We start from the raw sequence: 22,695 nt of genomic DNA, 5'->3' as shown, positions 1-22,695 counted from the left end.
TTTTTGCAAAAAGAATAAGAGAAAAATAATGACAGCTCAACCTCGTAAAATTTTAGTCACTTGTGCATTACCTTATGCAAATGGCGCCATTCATTTAGGCCATATGTTAGAACATATTCAAGCGGATATTTGGGTACGTTTCCAACGTATGCGTGGCAATAAAATTCATTTTGTCTGTGCAGATGATGCACACGGTACACCAATTATGCTTAATGCCGATAAATTAGGCATTACACCAGAAGAACTAATCGCAAAAGCAAAAGCTGATCACATACGTGATTTTGCAGGTTTTAATATCAGTTTTGATAACTATCACTCTACTCACAGTGAAGAAAATAAACAACTCACCGCTGAGATTTACAATAAGTTAAAAGCGAAAGGCTTTATTAAAACCAAAATCATTTCTCAATTATTCGATCCTGAAAAGAATATGTTCTTACCGGATCGTTTCGTCAAAGGGACTTGCCCAAAATGTAAAGCCGAAGATCAATACGGTGATAACTGTGAAGTTTGTGCCTCTACTTATAGCCCAATGGATCTAATTAATCCACGTTCTGCAGTATCAGGTGCAACACCAATTGTTAAAGAGTCTGAACACTTTTTCTTTGATTTACCTGCTTTTGAAGGCATGTTAAAAGAATGGACTCGCTCTGGCTCACTTCAACCTGAAATTGCAAACAAAATGCAAGAATGGTTTGAAAGTGGCTTACAACAATGGGATATCTCTCGTGATGCACCTTATTTTGGTTTTGAAATTCCAGGTGCAAAAGATAAATTCTTCTATGTTTGGTTGGATGCGCCAATTGGCTACATGGCTTCTTTCAAAAATCTCTGCGATCGTGAAGGCATTGATTTTAATGAATTCTGGGGAGAAAACAGCGATGCAGAACTTTATCACTTTATCGGTAAAGATATCGTGTATTTCCACAGCCTATTCTGGCCAGCAATGTTAGAAGGGAGCGAATACCGCAAACCAACCAATGTGTTTGCTCATGGTTATGTCACCGTAGATGGCGCCAAAATGTCAAAATCACGCGGTACATTTATCCAAGCCAGCACCTATTTAAATCACATTGATCCGGAATGTTTACGTTATTACTACGCGGCAAAATTAAACGATCGTATCGAAGATCTTGATTTCAACTTGGAAGATTTCGTTCAACGTGTCAATACGGATATTGTTAATAAATTAGTCAATTTGGCTTCTCGTAATGCTGGATTTATTGCTAAACGTTTTGAAGGCAAATTAGCAGATAAATTAGAAGACGAAGCGCTTTTTGCAGAATTCACTGCACAAGCTGAACAAATCGCTGCTTATTATGAAAGCCGCGAATACAACAAAGCGATTCGTGAAATCATGACATTAACCGATAAGGCGAATAAATACATTGATGAAAAAGCCCCTTGGGTTATTGCTAAAGAAGCAGGCAAAGATGCCGAATTACAAGCGGTTTGCTCAATGGGTATCGAGCTTTTCCGTGTATTAATGTCTTACTTAAAACCGGTTCTTCCAAAACTGGCGGAACGCGCAGAAGCGTTCTTACAAACAGAACTAACATGGGATAATATTGCACAGCCACTATTAGGTCATCAACTTACTCCATTTAAAGCGCTTTTCTCGCGTTTAGAGAAAAAACAAATTGATGCTGTTGTAGAAGAAACTAAAGCACTTTTCGCTGAAGCAAATAAAGCGACAGAAAAAACAGCGGCAAAACTGGCCGCACTTTCAAGTGTTGAACCGATTGCTGACACCACTACCATTGACGATTTTACTAAAATTGATATGCGTGTGGCAAAAGTACTGAAGTGCGAAGCAGTACCAGAATCAAACAAACTCTTACGTTTTGAATTAGATTTAGGTGACCATACTCGCCAAGTGTTCTCTGGCATTAAAGCGGCTTACAACAAACCTGAAGAATTGGAAGGTCGTTTTGTTATAGTGGTTGCAAATCTTGCACCGCGTAAAATGAAATTCGGCGTATCGGAAGGGATGATTCTTTCTGCTGGTACTGGCGGAAGTGATTTATTCTTACTTTCAGCTGATAGAGGTGTCACTGCCGGTATGCAAGTAAAATAATTTAATATTTAGGCGACTTCGGTCGCCTTTTTCATTGCCAAATAGAATTAAATACCCTACCATATCAATCAGCTATTAATCATGCAATTAAAAGGAATTCATTATGACAAACGAACTTATCTGCTATAAACAAATGCCGGTTTGGACAAAAGATAAATTACCTAAAATGTTCCAAGAAAAACACAATACTAAAGTGGGAACTTGGGGCAAACTTACAGTGCTAAAAGGTAAACTTAAGTTTTATGAGCTAACTGAAAATGGCGATGTCATTGCTGAGCATATTTTCACGCCTGAAAGTGATATTCCATTTGTTGAGCCACAAGCCTGGCACCGAGTTGAAGCACTTTCTGATGACTTAGAATGTACGCTTGGTTTCTATTGCACAAAAGAAGATTACTTCAGCAAAAAATACAATATGACTGCAACGCATGGTGATGTGGTTGATGCAGCTAAAATTATCAAACCTTGTAAAGTGCTAGATTTAGGCTGCGGACAAGGTCGTAATTCACTTTATTTAAGTTTAAAAGGCTATGATGTAACCTCTTGGGATCACAACGAAAACAGCATAGCCTTCTTGAACGAAACTAAAGACAAAGAAAACTTGAATATTAAGACCGCTGTTTATGATATTAACACCGCCAATATTCAAGAAAACTACGACTTCATTTTATCTACCGTGGTATTTATGTTCTTAAACCGTGAGCGAATTCCAGCCATTATTAAGAATATGCAAGAACACACCAACCCAGGTGGTTATAATTTAATTGTAGCAGCCATGTCTACGCCTGAGGTGCCTTGCCCACTAGCCTTCTCATTTACGTTCTCGGAAGGTGAATTAAAAGAATATTACAAAGATTGGGAATTCTTAGAATACAACGAAAATATGGGCGAGTTACACAAAACCGATGAAAATGGCAATCGCATTAAATTAAAATTTGCGACAATGTTAGCAAGAAAAAAATAATTTGCTAATTTAGAAAAGAAAATGACCGCACTTTGTCAAATAAAGTGCGGTCATTTTTTATGGTATTTGAATTACTCTTCAATAGAGCGTAATAATTCGTTGATACCTACTTTACCTAAAGTTTTTGCATCAACTTTTTTCACGATCACTGCACAGTATAAGCTGTATTTACCACATTTTGATGGAAGACTACCTGAAACAACTACTGAGCCAGCTGGTACACGACCATAGAATACTTCACCTGTTTCACGATCGTAGATCTTCGTTGATTGACCGATGAATACGCCCATAGAAATCACACAACCATCTTCCACAATCACCCCTTCAACCACTTCAGAACGTGCACCGATAAAACAGTTATCGCCGATAATGGTTGGGTTTGCTTGTAATGGCTCTAATACACCACCGATGCCTACACCACCAGATAAGTGAACATTTTTACCAATTTGTGCACATGAACCTACAGTTGCCCATGTATCAACCATGGTACCTTCACCCACATATGCACCGATATTTACATAAGATGGCATTAATACACAGTTTTTAGAAATGTATGCCCCTTTACGTACTGTTGCAGAAGGTACGACACGGAAACCTTCTTGAGCAAAACGCTCTTCGGTATAGTCAGCAAACTTCAATGCCACTTTGTCATAGTATTTGGTTTCAGCGCCATCAATAATTTGGTTATCATTGATACGGAAAGATAATAATACTGCTTTTTTCAACCATTGGTGAGTAACCCATTCACCATCAATTTTTTCTGCAACACGGTATTTACCGCTATCTAATCCTTCGATCACTTCTTCGATTGCTGCACGAGTTTGTGCATCAACTGTTTTAGGGGTAATTTCTGCACGTTTTTCAAATGCAGCTTCAATAACTTGTTGTAAATTTGACATTTTGCTTCCTATTGTTGATGTGAAATAACGGTTGATAGTTTTATCATATTTTTGACTTTCAAGCAAAAAACAACCGCACTTTCTTTTGATTTAAAACATAAAAAAAGCGAACCTATCATGGCTCGCTTTTTCTATTTTAGTTCTAGTTAGTTGATAACAGAAACATTTAATGATGAACCGCCAACGATTCTTACGCGACGACCAGCTTTAAAGCTAGGATCTGCTTTTTGAACTACAACGATCTCTTCTCTATTATCTTTTCTGATAACAAGTTCTGCACCATTAACTTGACTCATTTTCTCTTCAATTTTGCTACCCGCGATGGCACCACCAATCGCACCAATAACACCTGCAATGGCTTGACCTGTACCGCCACCAATTGTACTACCAGCAATACCACCTAAAGCACCACCACCAACTGTACCAATTACACCATTATTATCAGCTTGGATTTTAACAGGACGAACTGATACGATTGTACCATAGCTAATTGAACGTGCTTCTTTTGCTTGACCAGCTGTATAAACATCACCGCTAAAAACATCAGTGTTCGCACAACCAGTCAAACCGATAGACATCATAAGTGCTAATGCAACTGTTACTTTTTTCATAAAACTAACCTTCTAAAAATAAATTAGATTGGGTTTCTTGGAGACCAAGTTGAAACGTTTTTCACGCCTTGACCGTTGTCAGATACTTTCACACAAGCACCAGTTACTAAAGTTGAATCGTATTTGTGAACGATCACTTCAGTTTCACCTTCTTGTTTGTATGAGCAGTCGTTTTTACGAACGGTTAATTTTACATTATCACCTTGTAATTCGGTGAAGATAACTTGGCCTTTATAAGCGCTTTCATCTTTCTGTGATTGAGATGAACAAGCTGATAAACCTAAACTTAATAAGACAGTTAATGCTAAGGTAATTTTTTTCATTACACTAAACCTCGAGTATTTTCTTTATTGTATAAGGATGAACCTTTATGCAAACATGATTTTCTGTTTTATCAACAAAACTCACTGCAATTGATGGATTCGGCAATTGCTCCCCTTCCACCTTAGGTTCGCTCACCTTCATGGTTAATTGAGTTAGTTCCTTCCATAAAAATGTATTGCAAATCCGATTAACCCAATCCTCAACAGATTCATGAGATAAAAACGGCATTACAATTTCAATATGTTCCCAAGTTTCTTGGGGATATTGTTTATTTTTAGGAAACGGTAATTCAATAACATCGACAGGCTGACCAATGAAATCAACTGGCTCATCTAATTCAACCAAATAGATAGAACGCCCATTAACGATATTATCGCTTAAAATTTTACCGCACTTTAATAATTCTGTCAGCCAATTTTTTGCTTTTTCTTCACTATTTGCTCTTAAAGCTAAATGATCGATTTGGTAATCACCCAAATTTACTTTCATGATGGAAGCTAATTGCTGAATTTTTTCCTGAAATAAAGGTAATTCTTGATAAAGTGCGGTCGATTTTTCCATTAAATTTGACATTTTCTCCTGCTCTTACTTTGAGAAATCTATAAACAACGGTATCATAGCCGATTATTTTCATTATTCAATTTCAAGATTAGGAAAAACCGTGAATATTCAATCTATTTTATCCGATAAAATTAAACAAGCGATGATTGCTGCTGGCGCAGATGAACAATGTGATGCGCTTATTCGTCAATCTGGTAAACCCCAATTTGGTGACTACCAAGCAAACGGCATCATGGCATCTGCTAAAAAGCTAGGTTTAAATCCACGTGAATTTGCACAAAAAGTATTAGAACATGCTGTCCTTTCTGATGTTGCGGAAAAAACTGAAATTGCCGGTCCAGGTTTTATCAATATTTTCTTAAATCCAACTTGGTTAGCGAATAATGTTTCTGCTGCATTAAAAGATCAAAATCTTGGTGTAAGCGCAAATGAAAAACAAACTATTGTGATTGATTATTCTTCACCAAACGTTGCGAAAGAAATGCACGTAGGTCACTTACGTTCTACCATTATCGGTGATGCCGTTGTTCGTACCCTTGAATTTTTAGGTCACAACGTTATTCGTGCGAACCACGTGGGGGACTGGGGAACGCAATTCGGTATGCTCATTGCTTATCTTGAAAAAATGGAAAATGAACATGCGAGCGAAATGGAACTTCAAGATCTGGAAGCGTTCTATCGCGAAGCGAAAAAACACTATGATGAAGATGAAGCCTTCGCTGAAAAAGCCCGTAACTATGTGGTGAAATTGCAAGGTGGAGATGAATATTGCCGCACGATGTGGAAAAAATTAGTCGATATCACCATGCAACAAAATCAACGCAACTATGATCGCTTAAATGTAACCTTAACCGAAAAAGATGTAATGGGTGAAAGTCTTTATAACCCAATGTTGCCTGCTATCGTTGAAGATCTGAAAAAACAAGGTTTAGCCGTTGAAGATGAAGGTGCATTAGTGGTTTATCTTGATGAATTCAAGAATAAAGAAGGCGAAGCAATGGGCGTTATCGTTCAGAAGAAAGATGGAGGTTTCCTTTATACTACTACTGATATCGCTGCAGCGAAATACCGTTATGAAACCTTAAAAGCGGATCGTGCATTAGTATTCTCTGATACACGCCAAAGTCAACACATGCAACAAGCGTGGTTAATTACGCGTAAAGCAGGTTATGTACCAGACAGCTTCTCACTTGAACATAAAAATTTTGGTATGATGTTGGGTAAAGATGGTAAACCATTCAAAACTCGTACTGGCGGCACCGTAAAATTAGCAGATTTATTAGATGAAGCGATTGAACGTGCAACTGTATTAATCAACGAAAAAAATACCAATTTATCTGATGATGAAAAAACAGCGGTTATTGAAGCGGTAGGTATTGGCTCGGTGAAATATGCAGATCTTTCTAAAAACCGCACGACTGACTATGTATTCGATTGGGACAATATGCTTAGCTTTGAAGGTAATACTGCGCCTTATATGCAATATGCTTACACGCGTATTCGTTCTATCTTCAATAAAGCAGATGTAAATCCAACCGCACTTGCAGAAGCTAAGATTCAGCTTTCTGATGAAAAAGAACGTGCATTAGCGATCAAATTGCTTCAATTTGAAGAAGCAGTTCAAACAGTGGGCAAAGAAGGCACACCTCATGTCCTCTGTGCTTATTTATATGAATTGGCTGGTGTGTTCTCCTCATTCTATGAACACTGTCCAATCTTAAATGCAGAAGATGAAAACGTAAAATTAAGCCGTTTAAAACTCGCTTCTCTTACAGAGAAAACCTTAAAACAAGGTCTAGAGTTATTAGGCATTAAGACAATAGAAAAAATGTAAAAAAGAGCGGTCAATTTGATCTGCCCCCAAAAAGTTAGACTGTTATTTAAAGGATTGTTTTCGATATTGTATCGGACTCAATCCTTTTAATTTTAGTTGAATCCGTCGGTGGTTATAGTAATCCAAATAATCCCTGACGGCATCAACTATCTCTTCTCTACTGTTAAATTCCCGGCCATAAAAACATTCTGTTTTTAATCACCCAAAGAAACTTTCCATCGCGGCATTGTCCAAGCAATTAGCGAGCTTAACAACCCTTGTTGGTGTAACGAGTGCTGCTGCTGACTATTTTTCAAAATTCTCTGTGCGTTTTTCTTACCCCTTCTGGGCCGCACTTTTTACCGCAATGACAATCACCGTTTCACAATATGGTTTAACGGATCTACTTCGCATTACGATCCCTGCTTTGTTATTAATTTATCCGGTAGCGATTGTACTTGTATTATTGCAATTCTTACGCAAAAAACTTCCATCAATAAAATTGACATACAACAGCACATTAATCGTAACTGTTTGTTTTAGTTTATGTGACAGCTTAAATAACGTTAAAATGTTACCAGAAAGCATTAATTCATTATTGGAACACTTCCCTCTTTCATCTGAAGGAATGGCCTGGTTGGTTCCGACTTTAGTGATGTTAGTTGCAAGCATTTTAATTGGAAAAGCATTGCCTAAAACAAGTCATTAATATTCAAAAAAATTAAAACTAATCTTCATCAGCCATCAAACATGGGACTATATAACCACTGTTTGATGGCTGATTTTTTATTCCAATCTAGAAACCTCACCCTAAAAAATACAAAATAAAAAGGACTGAATCCAATAAATATTGTCATCAGTCCTTAAAGCTAGTATTTATTTTGCTCTAAATTTCTACCGCACTTCTACCAAGTAAAGCCAACTTTTAATGAAGCAAATTTCTGTAGCGCAACATCAGAGCCCTTAAGCATTCCAATATTCGTGCTTATATTCCACTGTTTCATCTGAGCACTAAAACCAAGTTCATGAGTAAAATAACGTCCAAATTGTTGTTTTAATGCAACATCATTGACGCTTAATACCCCCTCAATGGCAAGTTTTCGTTGAGTGGCATCATAGTAATTGCTTGAGAAACTTGGGGTGAATTTTACACCATTGATATCAAACGTTTTATCTAACATTACACCAGCACGGTAAGTGGTTAAATGTAAGGTTTTACTGTTGATATTTGCACCGTCTAATTGGTAGTTTGTGCTAGATAGACGGTAGTAGCGCATACCAACTGAAGGTGTGACATTAATTCCCCAATCCAAAGAAGCCCCAATATTTCCACCGGCACTCAAAATATTACGGTGGAACGTTTTGTTTTCTTCGTCAAATTTTACATTGTTGCGGATACGCCCATAACCTAAGTCAAAACTTGCAAAGACTCCATTATTCCACTCGCCTTTAACAAAACCATTTATACCAGTTAGTCGGCTTGTACCTGATACATTTTCATCAAACTCATTATTCGCACGAGAATGAGAAAGCACCGCACCAATTTGCATGTTCGAATTTAATGCCTGAGCGACGCCAACTTGAGTCAATGTTAAATTTTGCTTATATGGACGGTTGTAGTCAGATCGATAAGTTCTCTGACTTGTTTCGGTATTCACCCAAACATTCGATTTATCTTGGCTTAATAAATGACGATCTAAATTCCGTCCAATTTGTAATACAGAATTAACACTTGCAGAAAGCTCTGATAAAGCCGTATTGGAATAACGGCTGATAAGCTGAGCCTGTACAGGAATTGCGACATCTTCAGGTATCACACCTAAGACATGATTGATATCACCTAAAGTTGTATAAGTATCTTTAAGCGCATTAACGAGAGATCGTATAGTTTGATCCAAATTTTCTTGCGCAAAATGAACCGCACTTTCATCACCAGATGCTTTAGCATGTTCTAATGCTTGTTGAGCAAATTCAACTTGATCAATATTTGCATCAAGCTCCGCTTCAAAAGCCGCTAGATCGCTATCATTTGCGACTTTAGCAACTTTTCGACATACATCAGATGAAATCCCTTGGGCTGTGCAAAGTTTTTGGGCTTGTGCAATTTTATTTGCATAACCCGCTTGTAAACGATTTAATTCTGCTTGCAAATTACCTTGTTGAGATGAAAGCGAATTCACTTCATTTTTTATCGAATTAACGCTACCGAGTACCGAAGACACTTGTTCCGCATAATAATTTGCTTGAGAATTAATATTACGATATTCATTACGTTGATTTTCTAACTTAGATTTATATTGCATGAATTGCTCATACAATTTACGGCGTTTAATAAAACGGATACGAGGCGTACGATTGTATTCATTAAAAGCATTATCAATTTGATTATTAGTTTGATTTATATCTGAAAGCAATCGTGCAACATGTGATTTATAAGTATTTTCTTTTGCTTTCACATCCTCATATTGAGAATTTAATCGATTTAGCTCTTGTTGCTTTTGATTAAGTGATTGATGCACTTTCTCAAATTCACGTTGACTATTTGCAATAAGTTGCTCACTACCTTGAAAAGACTGTTCGGCCTCACGCAACGGGTTATATAAGCGATAATCATTGTTGCGATTAGCTAAAATATAACGATATGCCCCTAAATCAACATAACCATTTTCAAGCACAAAACGAGCTTGCCCCATTCGCTGATTTGGATGATTTAATTTAACAAGGCTTAATGGATTTACTTCATTAGGTTCTTTACCCGTATTTTTTACAGAAAGGATGTAAGAACCTGAAGCAAGCCCATTTACTGTAATATGATCGCCTCTACGTTCCGCCACATTCGTTAAGAAACGGAAGTGACCATTCCCTGTCAATTTTCCATTAATTGTTAACTCATTAAATTGAACCCAGCCTCGATAATCTTTATTTAAGTCATCATAACCAGTATTTAATGTGATCTGGCTATTAGGTAAAAGATCTAAATTTCCTACCGCACTATTTCCATTTAATGTCCATTGACTATTAGGCTGTAAACGAATTTGTGTCATTGGCATCGCATTAATACGCCCAACTAAATGCGCTTTACCTAAATTAAGCTGGCTATTATCTTTTAAATCCACATTGCCACGCACAACAGTCACAGGCATACGATCAAAAGCCAAACGCCCTAAAGTCTTATTATCAGAACATGTGGTGTAACCTGTATAAGATGCACGAATACATTCACTGGATTTACCTTGAGTAAAACCTAGTTGAATTTGGGCTTGATGTCGAGCATTGAAATTCCCTTCTAACAAGCTTACATTACTACTACTTTCTAGTTTTGCATTGCCTGAAACATTAAATTCGCGCGCTTTGAATTGGCGATTAATCCAACTATTTTCATCTATAACTTCTTTTTTGTTTAAATGATCATAAGCATGAGGCGTAGGAATGCCAGAAAGCACTAGATGCCCCGCTGACACATTTAAATTACCATTTAAATTCGTACCGCCATTCAATACAAGTACGCTATTGTGATGGTTAGGATTGTAATTAAATGTTAATGCACCGTTATAACGTTGAGAATCATACTCGCCAAGGAAACCACTAAAGGTATCTAAACGTTTTTTCGCATTTTCTTTTGCGACTGCGTTTCCTACAACTTTTTGTTTGTCATTACCTAAAAATTCCCAATCATTGGTAGTTTCCATATCCAAAGGGAAATAAGCCCGTGGATTTTTTCCATCTTTTAAACGGAAATAATCGAATCGGTTATTTCTATGATTATTTTTATATTCATACAACGCAAACGAAGTGGTAGGCTCCTGCCCCCATTTTACCCATTCTATATTTTGAGCCGTTACATCATTACGACCAATTACATTAATTTCAGCGGCATAAGTGCGGTGATTATTAACAATTTTTGCACCGTCATCAGCATTTTGAATACGATGGAAAGTGAGCGAACTTCCATTAACATCTAATCGCCCACCTCTGAAACCAAAGTAAATGTTGTCTGGATTGACCTGCTTATTATTGGCAAGAATAACTGTTCCTCGGCCACTTGTTATCCCAACTTGATTAAAGGCTCGCTGCTGTCCATTAAACGACTTTTGATCAAGTACTACAGTTCCATCACCTACACTAATATCACCTAGGTTTTTGCCTTGGCCATCAACATAAAGTGTGCCCGTTCCTAATTTTGAAAGGCGATCATTAATAGGATTTTTTACGCGCCAATGAACCGTTTTATCACCGTTAACGACAATTCCCGCTCCTAGCCAAGTAGTATCATTATTTTCTGCGCGAACAATGGCATTTTGATTGAAGTATAAAGCCCCCGCACCTTGGTTAATACTATCTTTAAGAATGAGAGTTGATCCATCACCACCTTGGAAATGAATAGTCTTACCGTTATCTAAAGAAGGACGTTGCGTATTTTGATCTAATGATTTCTTAGATGAACTTTCTAATGCTACATGAATATTTTCAGCACCATTTTTTAATACACTATCGCCATTACCTAAATTCCGCCATTGGATCTCTTTAACACGAAGTGGAATCTGAATCTCATCGTTTTTAAAAGCTTGTGCTATGACATCAGGTTGAATAATCGTATAAATGTTCTCAGTCCGATCATAACCCGCAAAAGTAGATAGCACTGCGACTAATACCCAGCGTTTTTCCTTCGCATCATAAGCAAATAGCGGTGAGCCACTATCACCAGGCAAACCGTAAGTTACTAGCCCATCATAAATATCACCATTAAATGATATCCAATTGTCCATTGATCCTCGTGGTGTAAGCGGTATTCCACCAGTGAGATAATGATAGGCAGATGTTAAAGATGTTTTGTCTTTACCATCTTTACTTCTTAAATATTGACGTCCAGAGCCTACTCGTACAAAGTACGGATAACGATTTTTATCTAAAAAAGCGCCATTGCGTGGCCCTGTTTTTTTAGCATTATCAAATGCAATATTATTTAGTGGTATCGGAGCGACTTCGGTCACTAATTTATGTAACCGAGGGGCATGAAAATCCAACCGGCTATGATTATTTCGATCTGTAATAAGATAATTAAAAGAATGACTATCTGAATTATTATCACTATCGCCAAATTGTACAGAACCATAACCTAAGTTATGTTTTACACTGGCGATATACTGAGGATGAAACAAAGTTGCAATACCGCTTACCCTATTTGCCACATGTAAATCAGGCATCAGTAAATTGGGTAATACTGTTGCAATCTTCTGACCTTGTTTATTAAAAACGGGAATATTGCTAGATCCGACTGTAAATTGTCCTTTATTTTCAGCAAAATCACGGAAAAATTGGTAGTCCACATCATTACGGACCATTGAGGCTTGCGCGTAAGAATTCGCAAAAGCAAGACTTAATGTCAAAAGTGTTGGACGAAACAAATTGATTTGATGCATTATGGTTGCCTTATAACTTATAAATAGAAAAATATAAATTCGAGTAAAGTGCGGTAAAAATTACGCTAATCTTTAAAAATTAGAACCGTTAATAATACTCTATTTTAGTAAGTAATGCACGGCAACCTGATCATTTTTTCGTCCAAATAACACCTTATCCTTCAACCCTCTCAAAGGCTGCATATCGCTATTTTCTACAATGACACGACTTGAATCAGAACGTAGGCAAGTGCACCATAATGCCCTCCAACAATAAAAGTACAGATTTGCAAATATTGATCTTCCACTTGTGGTAAGCACCAAAGCTGTTGATAAATACTATCTTGCTGACCAAACTACCCATCGGTTGTGTCCAGCATGGAATTATTTTCACCAATCAATTTAACGTTATCACCTCGGCGACCTGCAATTGGTTTTTGTGCATAGCCATTCTGAATTAAGTTTGGTGTGAGATGAAAACTTGCCTCTAACAAATAACGATGATTAGGGAATAAAGACCAAAGCACAGGCAAAATCGCCTTATTGCTTGAAATTGCCATCCAAAATGGTTCATAAACCAACACTTCTGGGCGAAGTAGTATGTCAATTAACCGCACTTTATCTTCAGGATAACCTGTGCGAATAGGCGGAGCGACTTCCATTCCTGTTGCATCTTCACGAAGTTGTTCCAGCATGGTTTCCCATGCCCAAGTTTTCCAAACAGTTTGAACTTGATTATTTTCATCATCAATCAGGTGATCACGATTATCGGTGGCATTTTTGCATATTGGGGTTTCATCGGTGGTCGTCCTGATGGTTTACGGGGAATAAGTCCTTTTATGCCACTTTTTTCAAACCATTTCAACCATGTCCCGACTAAGGCGTTGGAAGGAATATTGTAAAAACGCGCAGCTTCTCTAATACTCATTTTTCCATCCAAAATAGGTTGAAGAACCTGTAATTTAAATTCAATTGTGTAGTGTTTACCCATAAAAAAATCTGCACCTCAATTGTTGGTTTGTTGAGTCCAACTTTTGGAATGCAGATCAATTTCGACCGCTCTTTTTCTTTATACATCCACTAAAATAAGTATCGCCGCTTCTCCGCCCCATTCTTTGGGAGCTTGGTGTAATGCACGTACTTTAGGGTGTTGAACTAACCAACGTGGAATTTGTTTTTTCAACGTAAAGGTGCCGTAGCCAGTCATAATGCTCGCACAATAAACATGCTCATCTTCACAAGCTAACAACAGTGCTGCCAATTCCATTTTGGCTTGCTCACGAGTTAAACCATGTAAATCCAAAAATAATTCGGGTGAAAAATCGCCACGACGAAGTTGTTTCAATAAATGGCTATCCTCCCCTTCGCGTAAATATTTGATGACACCATCATGTTCATTTAGCAATGGTTCATATTCATCGGAAAAATAGAAAAGCGTATCTTCTTTTTCTCGAATATCACGTAAATGGGATTTTTTTTGACCGCTCTTTTGACGCGGCGCCACAAAGGTATCTTGCTTGATGGGCTTGATCCCTTTTGTTTCCGCTCGAAAAAGATCAAAATCATCTGGTTCTGTCATTATTTTTCTCAATTTGTTATTTTGCTTAATGATAGCACATCTATTCTATGGTATAACTAGCCAAATTTTTTATTGAGGCACAAAATGGAAACCTTACACAATCAAGAACTTGTTGCGACAATTTTAGAAGATAATGTGGCAAGTGAATTAACAACCATTCAAGATTTTTTACGCTGGACATACAGCACATTCAATCGTTCTGATATTTACTACGGGCAAGGCCATGACAATGCGTGGGATGAAAGTCTTCAATTAGTGCTTGCAGGGCTTCAATTGCCACTCGACTTACCGCAAGATTTATTTAACAGTAAACTTACTCATTCAGAAAAAGAAACTTTAGTACAATTAGTTTTAAGTCGTATCAAACAACGTGTGCCAGTCGCTTATTTAACGAATAGTGCGTGGTTCTGCGGATTAGAGTTTTATGTAGATGAGCGTACGATTATTCCTCGCTCGCCAATTAGTGCATTAATCCAAGATAAATTTGCTCCGCTTTTAAAATCTGAACCAAAACGTATTTTAGATCTTTGTACTGGCAGTGGTTGTATCGCAATCGCGACGGCTGAAGCCTTTCCTGAAGCTGAAGTAGATGCGGTCGATCTTTCTGTGGATGCGTTAAATGTGGCAGAAATCAATATTGCTCGCCACCAATTAGAACATCGTGTTTTCCCGATTCAATCAGATTTATTCCAAAATCTCTTCGGTCAGCAATATGATTTAATCGTCACCAATCCGCCTTATGTGGATGAAGAAGATTTGGCTGATATGCCAGAAGAATTCCACTATGAACCTGAACTAGCTTTAGGTTCCGGTGTTGATGGTTTAGAGATTACAAAGCAAATTTTAAAACAAGCACCAGATTATTTAACACCAAATGGCATGCTCGTTTGTGAAGTGGGCAACAGCATGGTGAGCCTTATCGAGCAATATCCAGATGTACCATTTGAATGGGTTGAACTAAAAAATGGCGGTCTAGGCGTATTTGCCATTAGCCGCGAAGATTTAGTGAAATATCACGATTCTTTTTAATCACAAGTGCGGTTAAAAATCGTCGTGAATTTTGACCGCACTTACAAATTACTGGCGCGCGTTCTTAACGCGTGCTTTTCTTTTTTTAATAAAACAATGAATTTACAAAAACTTTTACTGACTCGTCGTTTCTTTTCTACCCTTGCATTCTTTTCCATGCAAACGGTATTTTTCATCTATTTACAAGGAAAAGGATTAAGCAACAGCGAAATTGCCTTTTCGCTCTCGTTGCTTTTTTTCTGCAACCAAGCATTGGCTATTTTAGCCGGTATCTGGGGTGACCGCTTTGGACTGGCAAAAATGATGTTGCTCGGATGCTTTTTAGATGTCATCGCCTATATTTTCTTTCTCTCTGCCGACAATTACATTCTACTTTTAATTGCTACTACCTGTTTTGGCTTAGGCAGCTGTTTGTTTGGTACCAATGCGAAAGCCTGTCTATTGGTGCTCGCGGGTGAAGAATACAAAGAAAAAAACCGATTACAGGGAAAATATTTGAAAGTCACTTCCATGTCGTCTATGTTTGCGCCTTTATTGGTGATTCCATTTATCAAATACAATCATATTGAATGGTTGATTTGGGTCTGCTTTGCAATGGAAGCGATTCTCTTTGCCTTAATGGTTAAACCGTTTTATCAAATCCAAACTTTGCAAACCTTAGTAAAATTTCGCTTTGCCCAAATTAAAGAAATCATCACCAAAGAATTTTTATTGGTGCATTTGATGTTGTTTATTCCACTTTCCATTGCAACCTCATTCTTTGTGATCTTCCCTTTCCTGTTTGACAACAAATTAGGCATGCCGGAACACTCACCCATTGCACTTTTTGTAAATGGTTTACTGACTGTTTCGCTGCAAAGTTATTTTTCTCGAAAAATCAATTTAACGATTAAACAAACCTTATGGGTGGCACCAATCTTGGCTATTGGCATTATCCTCCCTTGGTTTATTACGTTGAAATATATTTCTTTGGTTTCTGCTTATATTTACTTGGTCATTTTCACGGTGATTGAAGTCTATGCTTTAACCGCGATGGCAAATTTATTAGTAAAATTTGATAATGGTACCAATCGAGGTTTTATCTTTGGCTCATCACGATTATTGCTTTCTATCGCAACAGTTATCGTCATGAACTTAGTGCCACATTTGTTTTTATTGTAAAAAAGAAACGGTCAGAATTCACATTAAATTCTGACCGCGCTTTTATATTTTTCTATACTTATTTCACTTCTAATTCAACATTATCAAACAATTTCTTCACCGCGCTGTTATCACGCAATTTCTCAGCCTTTTCAACCATTGGTCGGGTTAAGTGTGGAGAGAAAAATTCAATAAAGTCATACATATAGTTGCGTAAGAAAGTGCTGTGTTTAAACGCAATTTGCGTCATACTCGCACGGAACAAATGCCCAGCATCAATCGCCACTAAATCCTTATCTGCTGGTGTATGAGCCATAGAGGCCATAATGCCCACACCTAATCCTAAACGCACATAAGTTTTAATCACGTCAGCATCCGTTGCGGTAAACACAATATTCGGCAGAATCCCCGCGCGGTTAAACGCATAATCCAAATCGGACACACCAGTAAAACCGAAGGTATAAGTGACTAACGGATATTTACCTAACTCCTCAACAGTAAGATTTTTCACTTTTGCTAAAGGATGGTCAGGTTTAACAATCACCGAACGATTCCACAAATAGCAAGGCAGTTGAATCAAATCATCAAAAAGATACGGCGCTTCTGTTGTGATCGCTAAATCTACTTCACCTGAAATCAATGCATCATGGATTTGCGTCGGTGAACCTTGATGAATATGTAAACTCACATCCGGATATTGTTTAGAGAAACGCTCCACCACAGCCGGCAACATATAACGCGCTTGTGTATTAGTTGTCGCAATACGTAACACACCATGATTCGGGCAAGTATATTCATTGGCCACTGATTTAATGCTTTGGGCTTTCACTAAAAGCTCACGAGCAATAGCGACGATCTTTTTACCCGCTGGCGTAATAGATTTAATGTGTTTACCATTACGCTCAAAAATCTCTAAACCTAATTCATCTTCTAACAAGCGAACCTGTTTACTGATACCAGGTTGAGAGGTATAAAGCGCATTCGCGGCTTCAGTCACATTTAAATTTTGGTTTACAATCTCAACAATGTAGCGGAGTTGCTGCATTTTCATCGCGAATACCACCTATTTTTTATAGCGTTTACTTAACTCAGTATAACGTTTTACTGCTTTACGAATTTGACCTGATTTTGGTCGACGACGAGGTTTCGTCACATCTAATTTAGTTTCTGTTTCAGGTGGCAAGCCCACTAATTCACGTAAATAGTTGACGTTTTCCAAATCCATTTCTTCCCAGCCACCTCGCGGTAAACCTTTCATCAGCTTAATGTTACCGTAACGAATACGAATCAAGCGGCTCACTTGAATGCCTTGTGATTCCCACAGACGGCGCACTTCACGGTTACGACCTTCCATTAAAGTCACATCGTACCATTGGTTAATCCCTACACCACCTGCAAATTTGATTTCTTTGAAATTGGCTGGGCCATCTTCCAACTGCACACCTTTACGTAAACGCGCTAACATGGCGTCGTCCACTTGACCAAATACACGCACAGAATACTCACGTTCAACTTCTCGGCTTGGGTGCATTAAACGATTCGCTAATTCGCCATCTGTCGTGAAAAGTAATAAGCCTGAAGTATTAATATCCAAACGGCCGACAGCAATCCATCTTGCACCATTTAAGCGTGGTAAACGATCGAATACAGTCGGGCGACCTTCAGGATCACTACGGGTACAAAGTTCGCCTTCTGGTTTGTAATACATTAATACACGGCATACTTCTTTTTGTGCTTGTTGAAGATTAATAATGCGACCATCAATACGCACTTTTACACCGGAATGTACATCGATACGATCGCCAAGGGTCGCCATTTTGCCATCGACACTCACACGATTTTCAGCAATCATTGCTTCAATTTCACGACGAGAGCCTTGTCCTGCACGCGCAAGCACTTTCTGTAATTTTTCACCTTCTACAGTAGATTGATGAGATGGCTTAGCTACCTTAGCTTTAGGAGTTGATTTGATGTCAGAATTGACCGCACTTTTACGATCTTTACGCTCAAAGTGCGGTTGTTTTCCCGCTTGTTTTTCACGTTCTTGTCTGACTGTTTTTTGAATAGGTTTCATTTGTTTTCCTTTGTCGCTTTCCCAAGCGTCTAAAATAAGTTAAATGAAAGGATCGGTACTACCACTTCCTTCACGTAAAATGACTGGCGATTCTTCCGTTAAATCTACCACCGTTGTTGGCTCTTGACCTAAATAGCCACCATGAATAATTAAATCCACTTGACGCTCTAAACATTCACGAATCTCTTCTGGATCGGAATAAGTCATATGCTCATTATCAGGCAACATCAGTGAGCAAGATAGAATCGGCTCACCTAATGCGTTCAATAAATCCAAAGCAATTTGGTTATCCGGCACACGCAATCCAATGGTCTTGCGTTTTGAGGTCATTAATCGACGTGGAAGTTCTTTCGTTGCCGTCAAAATAAAAGTATAACGCCCCGGTGTATTGTTTTTAATTAAACGATAAGCTGAATTGCTCACCGTTGCGTAGGTTGAAAGCTCAGATAAATCGCTACATACCAACGTAAAATTATGCCCTTCTGGCAATTTACGAATTGCAACAATACGATCCATCGCATGTTTATCGCCTATCATACAGCCTAAGGCATAGCCAGAATCTGTCGGGTACACAATGACACCACCTTGACGCAAGATTTCTACCGCGTGATTAATCAAACGCGCTTGCGGATTTTCAGGGTGGATATAGAAAAATTGGCTCATAATTTTGTCCTTAAAAAACTGACGAGATTATACACCGATTTAGATGTAGGTTATAAGAATTTGTTATAAAAAACGACCGCACTTTGAAAACTAATCCAAAGTGCGGTCCATTTTTTAAGTATTTTATTTCAATAATTCACGGAGGGCTGAACCGATTTCAGCAAGACTTCTCACCGTTTTCACGCCAGCTGCTTCAAGTGCAGCAATTTTATCTTCTGCCGTTCCTTTTCCACCACTGATAATCGCTCCAGCGTGTCCCATACGCTTACCTTTCGGTGCTGTCACACCTGCGATATAAGCCACCACAGGTTTTGTCACATAAGATTTAATGAATGCTGCCGCTTCTTCTTCCGCAGAGCCACCGATTTCACCAATCATCACGATAGCTTCAGTTTCAGGATCTTCTTGGAAACGTTTGAGAATATCAATGAAGTTAGATCCTGGAATAGGATCGCCGCCGATCCCTACGCAAGTAGATTGACCAAAACCTTCATCTGTTGTCTGTTGTACCGCCTCATAGGTTAAAGTACCTGAACGAGAAACAATCCCTACTCTGCCTTTTTTATGGATATTGCCTGGCATAATACCTATCTTACATTCATCCGGTGTAATCACGCCCGGGCAATTCGGCCCAATCATCACCACACCCTTTTCATTTAATTTTTGTTTTACCAACAGCATATCCAATGTTGGAATGCCTTCTGTAATACAGACTACCAACTGAATACCAGCATCAATAGCTTCTAAAATGGCATCTTTGCAAAATGGTGCGGGCACATAAATCATAGTTGCCGTAGCCCCTGTAGTTTGTACCGCTTCACGCACTGTATTAAATACCGGCAAACCTAAGTGAGTTGTTCCGCCTTTATTCGGTGAAACGCCACCCACTAACTTTGTGCCATAAGCCAATGCCTGTTCGCTGTGAAATGTCCCTTGCGCACCAGTGAAACCTTGGCAAATTACTTTTGTCTCTTTATTAATTAAAATCGCCATGATTATTCTCCTTTTGCCGCTTTCACTACTGCTTGTGCAGCTTCTTGTAAACTATGTGCTGCAATTAAACTCACACCACTTTCAGCTAAAATTGCTCTGCCTTGTGGGGCATTGGTTCCTTCTAATCGAACCACAACTGGCACTTTCACACCGACTTCTTGAATCGCCGCTACGACACCTTCAGCAATAAGATCACAACGTACGATTCCACCAAAAATATTCACTAAAACAGATTTCACATTTTTATCCGTGAGAATAATTTTGAAGGCTTCAGCTACACGCTCTTTCGTTGCACCGCCACCAACATCAAGGAAGTTTGCTGGATTACCGCCATATAATTTCACGATATCCATTGTACCCATAGCTAGTCCGGCGCCATTAACCATACAGCCGATATCCCCCTCTAAGGCGACATAATTAAGCTGATATTTTTCTGCTTCTGCTTCGCGTGAATCACTTTGACTTAAATCGCGTAAGGCTAACAAATCAGGATGACGATAAAGTGAATTATCATCAATGCCTACTTTCGCATCGAGACAAATTAAGTGACCTTCTTTCGTCACCACGAGTGGATTCACTTCAACTAAAGAGAAATCTTTTTCGACAAAAAGCTGCGACAATTTCACAAAAATAGCAGCAAATTGCTTATTTTGCTCGCCACTTAAACCTAGTTTAAAGGCTAATTCTCGACCTTGATATGGCATTCCACCAACCAAAGGATCAATAGCGACTTTATGGATTAGCTCAGGTGTTTCTCTTGCCACATCTTCAATATTCATGCCTCCAGCTGAAGACGCCATAAAAACAACTTTCTGTGAAGCACGATCAATCACCGCACCTAAATAAAGCTCCTTATCAATCTGACTGGTTTCTTCAATATAAATGCTATTAACGGGTTGGCCTTTTTTATCGGTTTGGAAGGTGACTAAATGTTGGCCAAGCCATTTATGTGCAAAAGCACGTGCTTCTTCTGCATTATGTACGAGCTTCACACCACCGGCTTTTCCGCGTCCCCCTGCGTGAACTTGACATTTCGCTATCCAAACATCGCCATTCAACTGAAAGAGTGCCATTTCAGCTTCATCTACCGTTTGGCACACGACACCTTCGCTCACAGGCAGATCATATTGCTTAAAAAGCTGCTTGGCTTGGTACTCATGTAAATTCATATTTCCTTCCTATTTTGATGTTGTTTAGCGAAATAAACAAAAATTTGACCGCACTTTGTTTTATTTTAAATTCTGGGCTTGCTCTTTACATATTGAGTTATATACTGAGCTAGAATAACCACAGTCCATGTTAAGGATAACAACATGCAAACAAAAAAATCAAGCAATCTTGCGATTGCACTCATTTGGTTTACTGCTGCTATTTCAATGGCAGAAATTCTCACTGGTACTTGGTTTGCTCCTCTAGGGTGGCAACAAGGTTTAATTGCTATCGTCGTTGGGCACTTTATTGGTGGTTCGATGTTTTTCTGTGCAGGTTACATCGGTGCGAAAACCCAAAAAAGTGCCATGCAAACGGTACAAATATCATTTGGTGAAAAAGGTTCTGCCCTTTTCTCTTTACTCAATGCCATGCAACTGATGGGATGGACTGCTGTCATGATTTATATGGGGGCTGAAGTCATTTCTATCTTAAATCAAACAGTTGATGATTCCATCTTTCCATTCCTTACACTTGGCTTAGGCATACTCATCATACTTTGGCTACTACTCGGCTTCACTAAATTAGGTATCTTCAAAAGCCTCTCACTTGTCACCATGTTTTTACTGATGCTGTGGCTAAGTATTCAAGTAGCTAATAAACCATTTATTGCCATGGACGTTGCACAAAATATTAAATTTGGTACTGCTGTAGAAATTGCTGCCGTCATGCCACTTTCTTGGTTACCAGTAGTATCTGACCACACGAAGAACAGCGAAACACCATTTAAAACGACCGCACTTTCAACGCTGACTTATACCGCGACCAGCTGCTGGATGTATGCTCTCGGCTTAGGTGCAGCATTAGTGACCGGTAAATCTGAAATCTCACAAATTCTTTCTCTTGCTGGTGTAAGTGTTATTGGTGTATTAATTGTCATCGCCTCTACCATGATTAACACTGCACTTCCCGCCTATTCCACCGGCATGAGTTTAAACAACATTTTCCCTCAATTAAAAGTCACGCCAATCTCCGTACTTACCGTGATTGTAGGCATTATATTAGCCTCAACCTTACCAGTGACAGAATACGAACATTTCTTGTTCTTTATTGGTTCAGTATTCGCGCCAATGATCGCTGTGCTTATCGCTGATTTCTTTGTGCTTAAACAGCATGATGTTAAAAAATCTGTTGATAGTATCGGACTCGGCGTTTGGTTTGTCGGCTTCGTACTCTATCGTTTCCTTATGACAAAAGGTTGGGAAACCGATTTAGGCCTGACTTTCCCTGTTATCATCATTACCTTTATCTTAGCAATCTTAGTACGCAAAATAGCTAAATAAAGATCGGATTTTAACTATAGAAAGGCGGGCATTGTTCCCGCCCTTTTATTCACATCAATGTAAAAAAGGCTTTTCCC

At 38.5% G+C, this 22,695-nt stretch carries 18 protein-coding genes and 3 pseudogenes; 7 read left to right on the top strand and 14 right to left on the bottom strand.

From position 1 onward, the window contains the following. Nucleotides 1–28 precede the first annotated feature (28 nt). Nucleotides 29–2,077, top strand: a complete 2,049-nt coding sequence (metG, locus tag DPV97_RS04175; protein ID WP_070714445.1) for a methionine--tRNA ligase — start codon at nucleotides 29–31, stop codon at nucleotides 2,075–2,077. A 103-nt stretch (nucleotides 2,078–2,180) separates the two neighbouring features. Then, the gene (tehB, locus tag DPV97_RS04170) at nucleotides 2,181–3,041 is read left to right on the top strand and encodes an SAM-dependent methyltransferase TehB (RefSeq protein WP_070714447.1); all 861 of its coding nucleotides are present in this window, start codon (nucleotides 2,181–2,183) and stop codon (nucleotides 3,039–3,041) included. A 71-nt stretch (nucleotides 3,042–3,112) separates the two neighbouring features. Here tehB and dapD read toward each other — a convergent pair whose 3' ends face one another. The 4 genes from dapD to DPV97_RS04150 all read right to left on the bottom strand — a co-directional run bounded on the left by dapD (nucleotide 3,113) and on the right by DPV97_RS04150 (nucleotide 5,448). Further along, nucleotides 3,113–3,940: a 2,3,4,5-tetrahydropyridine-2,6-dicarboxylate N-succinyltransferase gene (dapD, locus tag DPV97_RS04165; protein ID WP_005695977.1), complete on the bottom strand. Its 828-nt coding sequence runs from the start codon at nucleotides 3,938–3,940 to the stop codon at nucleotides 3,113–3,115. Between the two features lie 146 nt (nucleotides 3,941–4,086). Further along, complete coding sequence (locus tag DPV97_RS04160) at nucleotides 4,087–4,551, bottom strand: outer membrane lipoprotein (protein ID WP_049364118.1); 465 nt, start codon at nucleotides 4,549–4,551, stop codon at nucleotides 4,087–4,089. Between the two features lie 23 nt (nucleotides 4,552–4,574). After that, entirely contained in the window at nucleotides 4,575–4,874 is a 300-nt protein-coding gene (locus DPV97_RS04155) for a hypothetical protein (protein WP_049364117.1), read from the bottom strand. Between the two features lie 4 nt (nucleotides 4,875–4,878). After that, a complete protein-coding gene (locus tag DPV97_RS04150; RefSeq protein ID WP_049364116.1) occupies nucleotides 4,879–5,448 on the bottom strand; it encodes a VOC family protein in 570 nt (189 codons plus the stop codon). 88 nt (nucleotides 5,449–5,536) lie between these two features. Here DPV97_RS04150 and argS point away from each other — a divergent pair, with 88 nt between their 5' ends. After that, nucleotides 5,537–7,270: an arginine--tRNA ligase gene (gene argS, locus DPV97_RS04145; RefSeq protein ID WP_049364115.1), complete on the top strand. Its 1,734-nt coding sequence runs from the start codon at nucleotides 5,537–5,539 to the stop codon at nucleotides 7,268–7,270. A gap of 42 nt (nucleotides 7,271–7,312) precedes the next feature. Here argS and DPV97_RS09655 read toward each other — a convergent pair. Beyond that, a pseudogene (locus tag DPV97_RS09655) lies at nucleotides 7,313–7,510 on the bottom strand (IS3 family transposase); the annotation flags it as partial. Here DPV97_RS09655 and DPV97_RS04135 point away from each other — a divergent pair. Continuing rightward, a pseudogene (locus DPV97_RS04135) lies at nucleotides 7,509–7,958 on the top strand (branched-chain amino acid transport system II carrier protein); the annotation flags it as partial. The pseudogenes DPV97_RS09655 and DPV97_RS04135 sit on opposite strands and share 2 nt — an antisense overlap. A gap of 196 nt (nucleotides 7,959–8,154) precedes the next feature. On the opposite strand, the gene DPV97_RS04130 reads toward DPV97_RS04135, so the two are convergent. From DPV97_RS04130 to smrB, 4 genes and pseudogenes are all read right to left on the bottom strand, one after another. Beyond that, a complete protein-coding gene (locus DPV97_RS04130) occupies nucleotides 8,155–12,669 on the bottom strand; it encodes a S6 family peptidase (RefSeq protein WP_111382895.1) in 4,515 nt (1,504 codons plus the stop codon). A gap of 99 nt (nucleotides 12,670–12,768) precedes the next feature. After that, nucleotides 12,769–13,418: pseudogene (locus DPV97_RS04125) on the bottom strand (glutathionylspermidine synthase family protein); the annotation flags it as partial. Then, nucleotides 13,400–13,576 (bottom strand): helix-turn-helix domain-containing protein, encoded by a 177-nt coding sequence (locus tag DPV97_RS04120; RefSeq protein ID WP_186821760.1) that lies wholly within the window; start codon nucleotides 13,574–13,576, stop codon nucleotides 13,400–13,402. The pseudogene DPV97_RS04125 and the gene DPV97_RS04120, both read right to left, overlap by 19 nt. A 141-nt stretch (nucleotides 13,577–13,717) precedes the next feature. Then, complete coding sequence (gene smrB / locus DPV97_RS04115) at nucleotides 13,718–14,227, bottom strand: endonuclease SmrB (RefSeq protein ID WP_005695969.1); 510 nt, start codon at nucleotides 14,225–14,227, stop codon at nucleotides 13,718–13,720. A gap of 84 nt (nucleotides 14,228–14,311) precedes the next feature. Here smrB and prmB point away from each other — a divergent pair, with 84 nt between their 5' ends. Together prmB and DPV97_RS04105 are read left to right on the top strand one after the other, a co-directional pair. After that, nucleotides 14,312–15,256, top strand: coding sequence for a 50S ribosomal protein L3 N(5)-glutamine methyltransferase (gene prmB, locus DPV97_RS04110; RefSeq protein ID WP_070714449.1), 945 nt, complete (start codon nucleotides 14,312–14,314; stop codon nucleotides 15,254–15,256). 96 nt (nucleotides 15,257–15,352) lie between these two features. Further along, nucleotides 15,353–16,417, top strand: a complete 1,065-nt coding sequence (locus DPV97_RS04105) for an MFS transporter (protein ID WP_070714451.1) — start codon at nucleotides 15,353–15,355, stop codon at nucleotides 16,415–16,417. Nucleotides 16,418–16,475: 58 nt separating this feature from the next. On the opposite strand, the gene cysB is transcribed toward DPV97_RS04105, so the two are convergent. The 5 genes from cysB to sucC all read right to left on the bottom strand — a co-directional run bounded on the left by cysB (nucleotide 16,476) and on the right by sucC (nucleotide 21,295). Beyond that, nucleotides 16,476–17,447, bottom strand: a complete 972-nt coding sequence (cysB, locus tag DPV97_RS04100) for an HTH-type transcriptional regulator CysB (protein ID WP_049366941.1) — start codon at nucleotides 17,445–17,447, stop codon at nucleotides 16,476–16,478. A 12-nt stretch (nucleotides 17,448–17,459) separates the two neighbouring features. After that, nucleotides 17,460–18,470 (bottom strand): 23S rRNA pseudouridine(2605) synthase RluB, encoded by a 1,011-nt coding sequence (gene rluB / locus DPV97_RS04095; protein WP_083313307.1) that lies wholly within the window; start codon nucleotides 18,468–18,470, stop codon nucleotides 17,460–17,462. A 39-nt stretch (nucleotides 18,471–18,509) separates the two neighbouring features. Continuing rightward, a complete protein-coding gene (locus DPV97_RS04090; RefSeq protein WP_070714454.1) occupies nucleotides 18,510–19,133 on the bottom strand; it encodes an L-threonylcarbamoyladenylate synthase in 624 nt (207 codons plus the stop codon). A 123-nt stretch (nucleotides 19,134–19,256) separates the two neighbouring features. Next, nucleotides 19,257–20,126: a succinate--CoA ligase subunit alpha gene (gene sucD / locus DPV97_RS04085; protein ID WP_070714540.1), complete on the bottom strand. Its 870-nt coding sequence runs from the start codon at nucleotides 20,124–20,126 to the stop codon at nucleotides 19,257–19,259. A 2-nt stretch (nucleotides 20,127–20,128) separates the two neighbouring features. Next, a complete protein-coding gene (sucC, locus tag DPV97_RS04080) occupies nucleotides 20,129–21,295 on the bottom strand; it encodes an ADP-forming succinate--CoA ligase subunit beta (protein ID WP_070714542.1) in 1,167 nt (388 codons plus the stop codon). Between the two features lie 144 nt (nucleotides 21,296–21,439). On the opposite strand from sucC, the gene cytX reads away from it, so the two are divergent. Further along, complete coding sequence (cytX, locus tag DPV97_RS04075) at nucleotides 21,440–22,618, top strand: putative hydroxymethylpyrimidine transporter CytX (RefSeq protein ID WP_070714544.1); 1,179 nt, start codon at nucleotides 21,440–21,442, stop codon at nucleotides 22,616–22,618. The last annotated feature ends 77 nt before the right edge of the window (nucleotides 22,619–22,695 follow it).

This window comes from Haemophilus parainfluenzae (assembly GCF_003253005.1).
Taxonomy (GTDB): Bacteria; Pseudomonadota; Gammaproteobacteria; order Enterobacterales; family Pasteurellaceae; genus Haemophilus_D; species Haemophilus_D parainfluenzae_M.
This window is presented reverse-complemented; position numbering and strand designations above follow the sequence as displayed.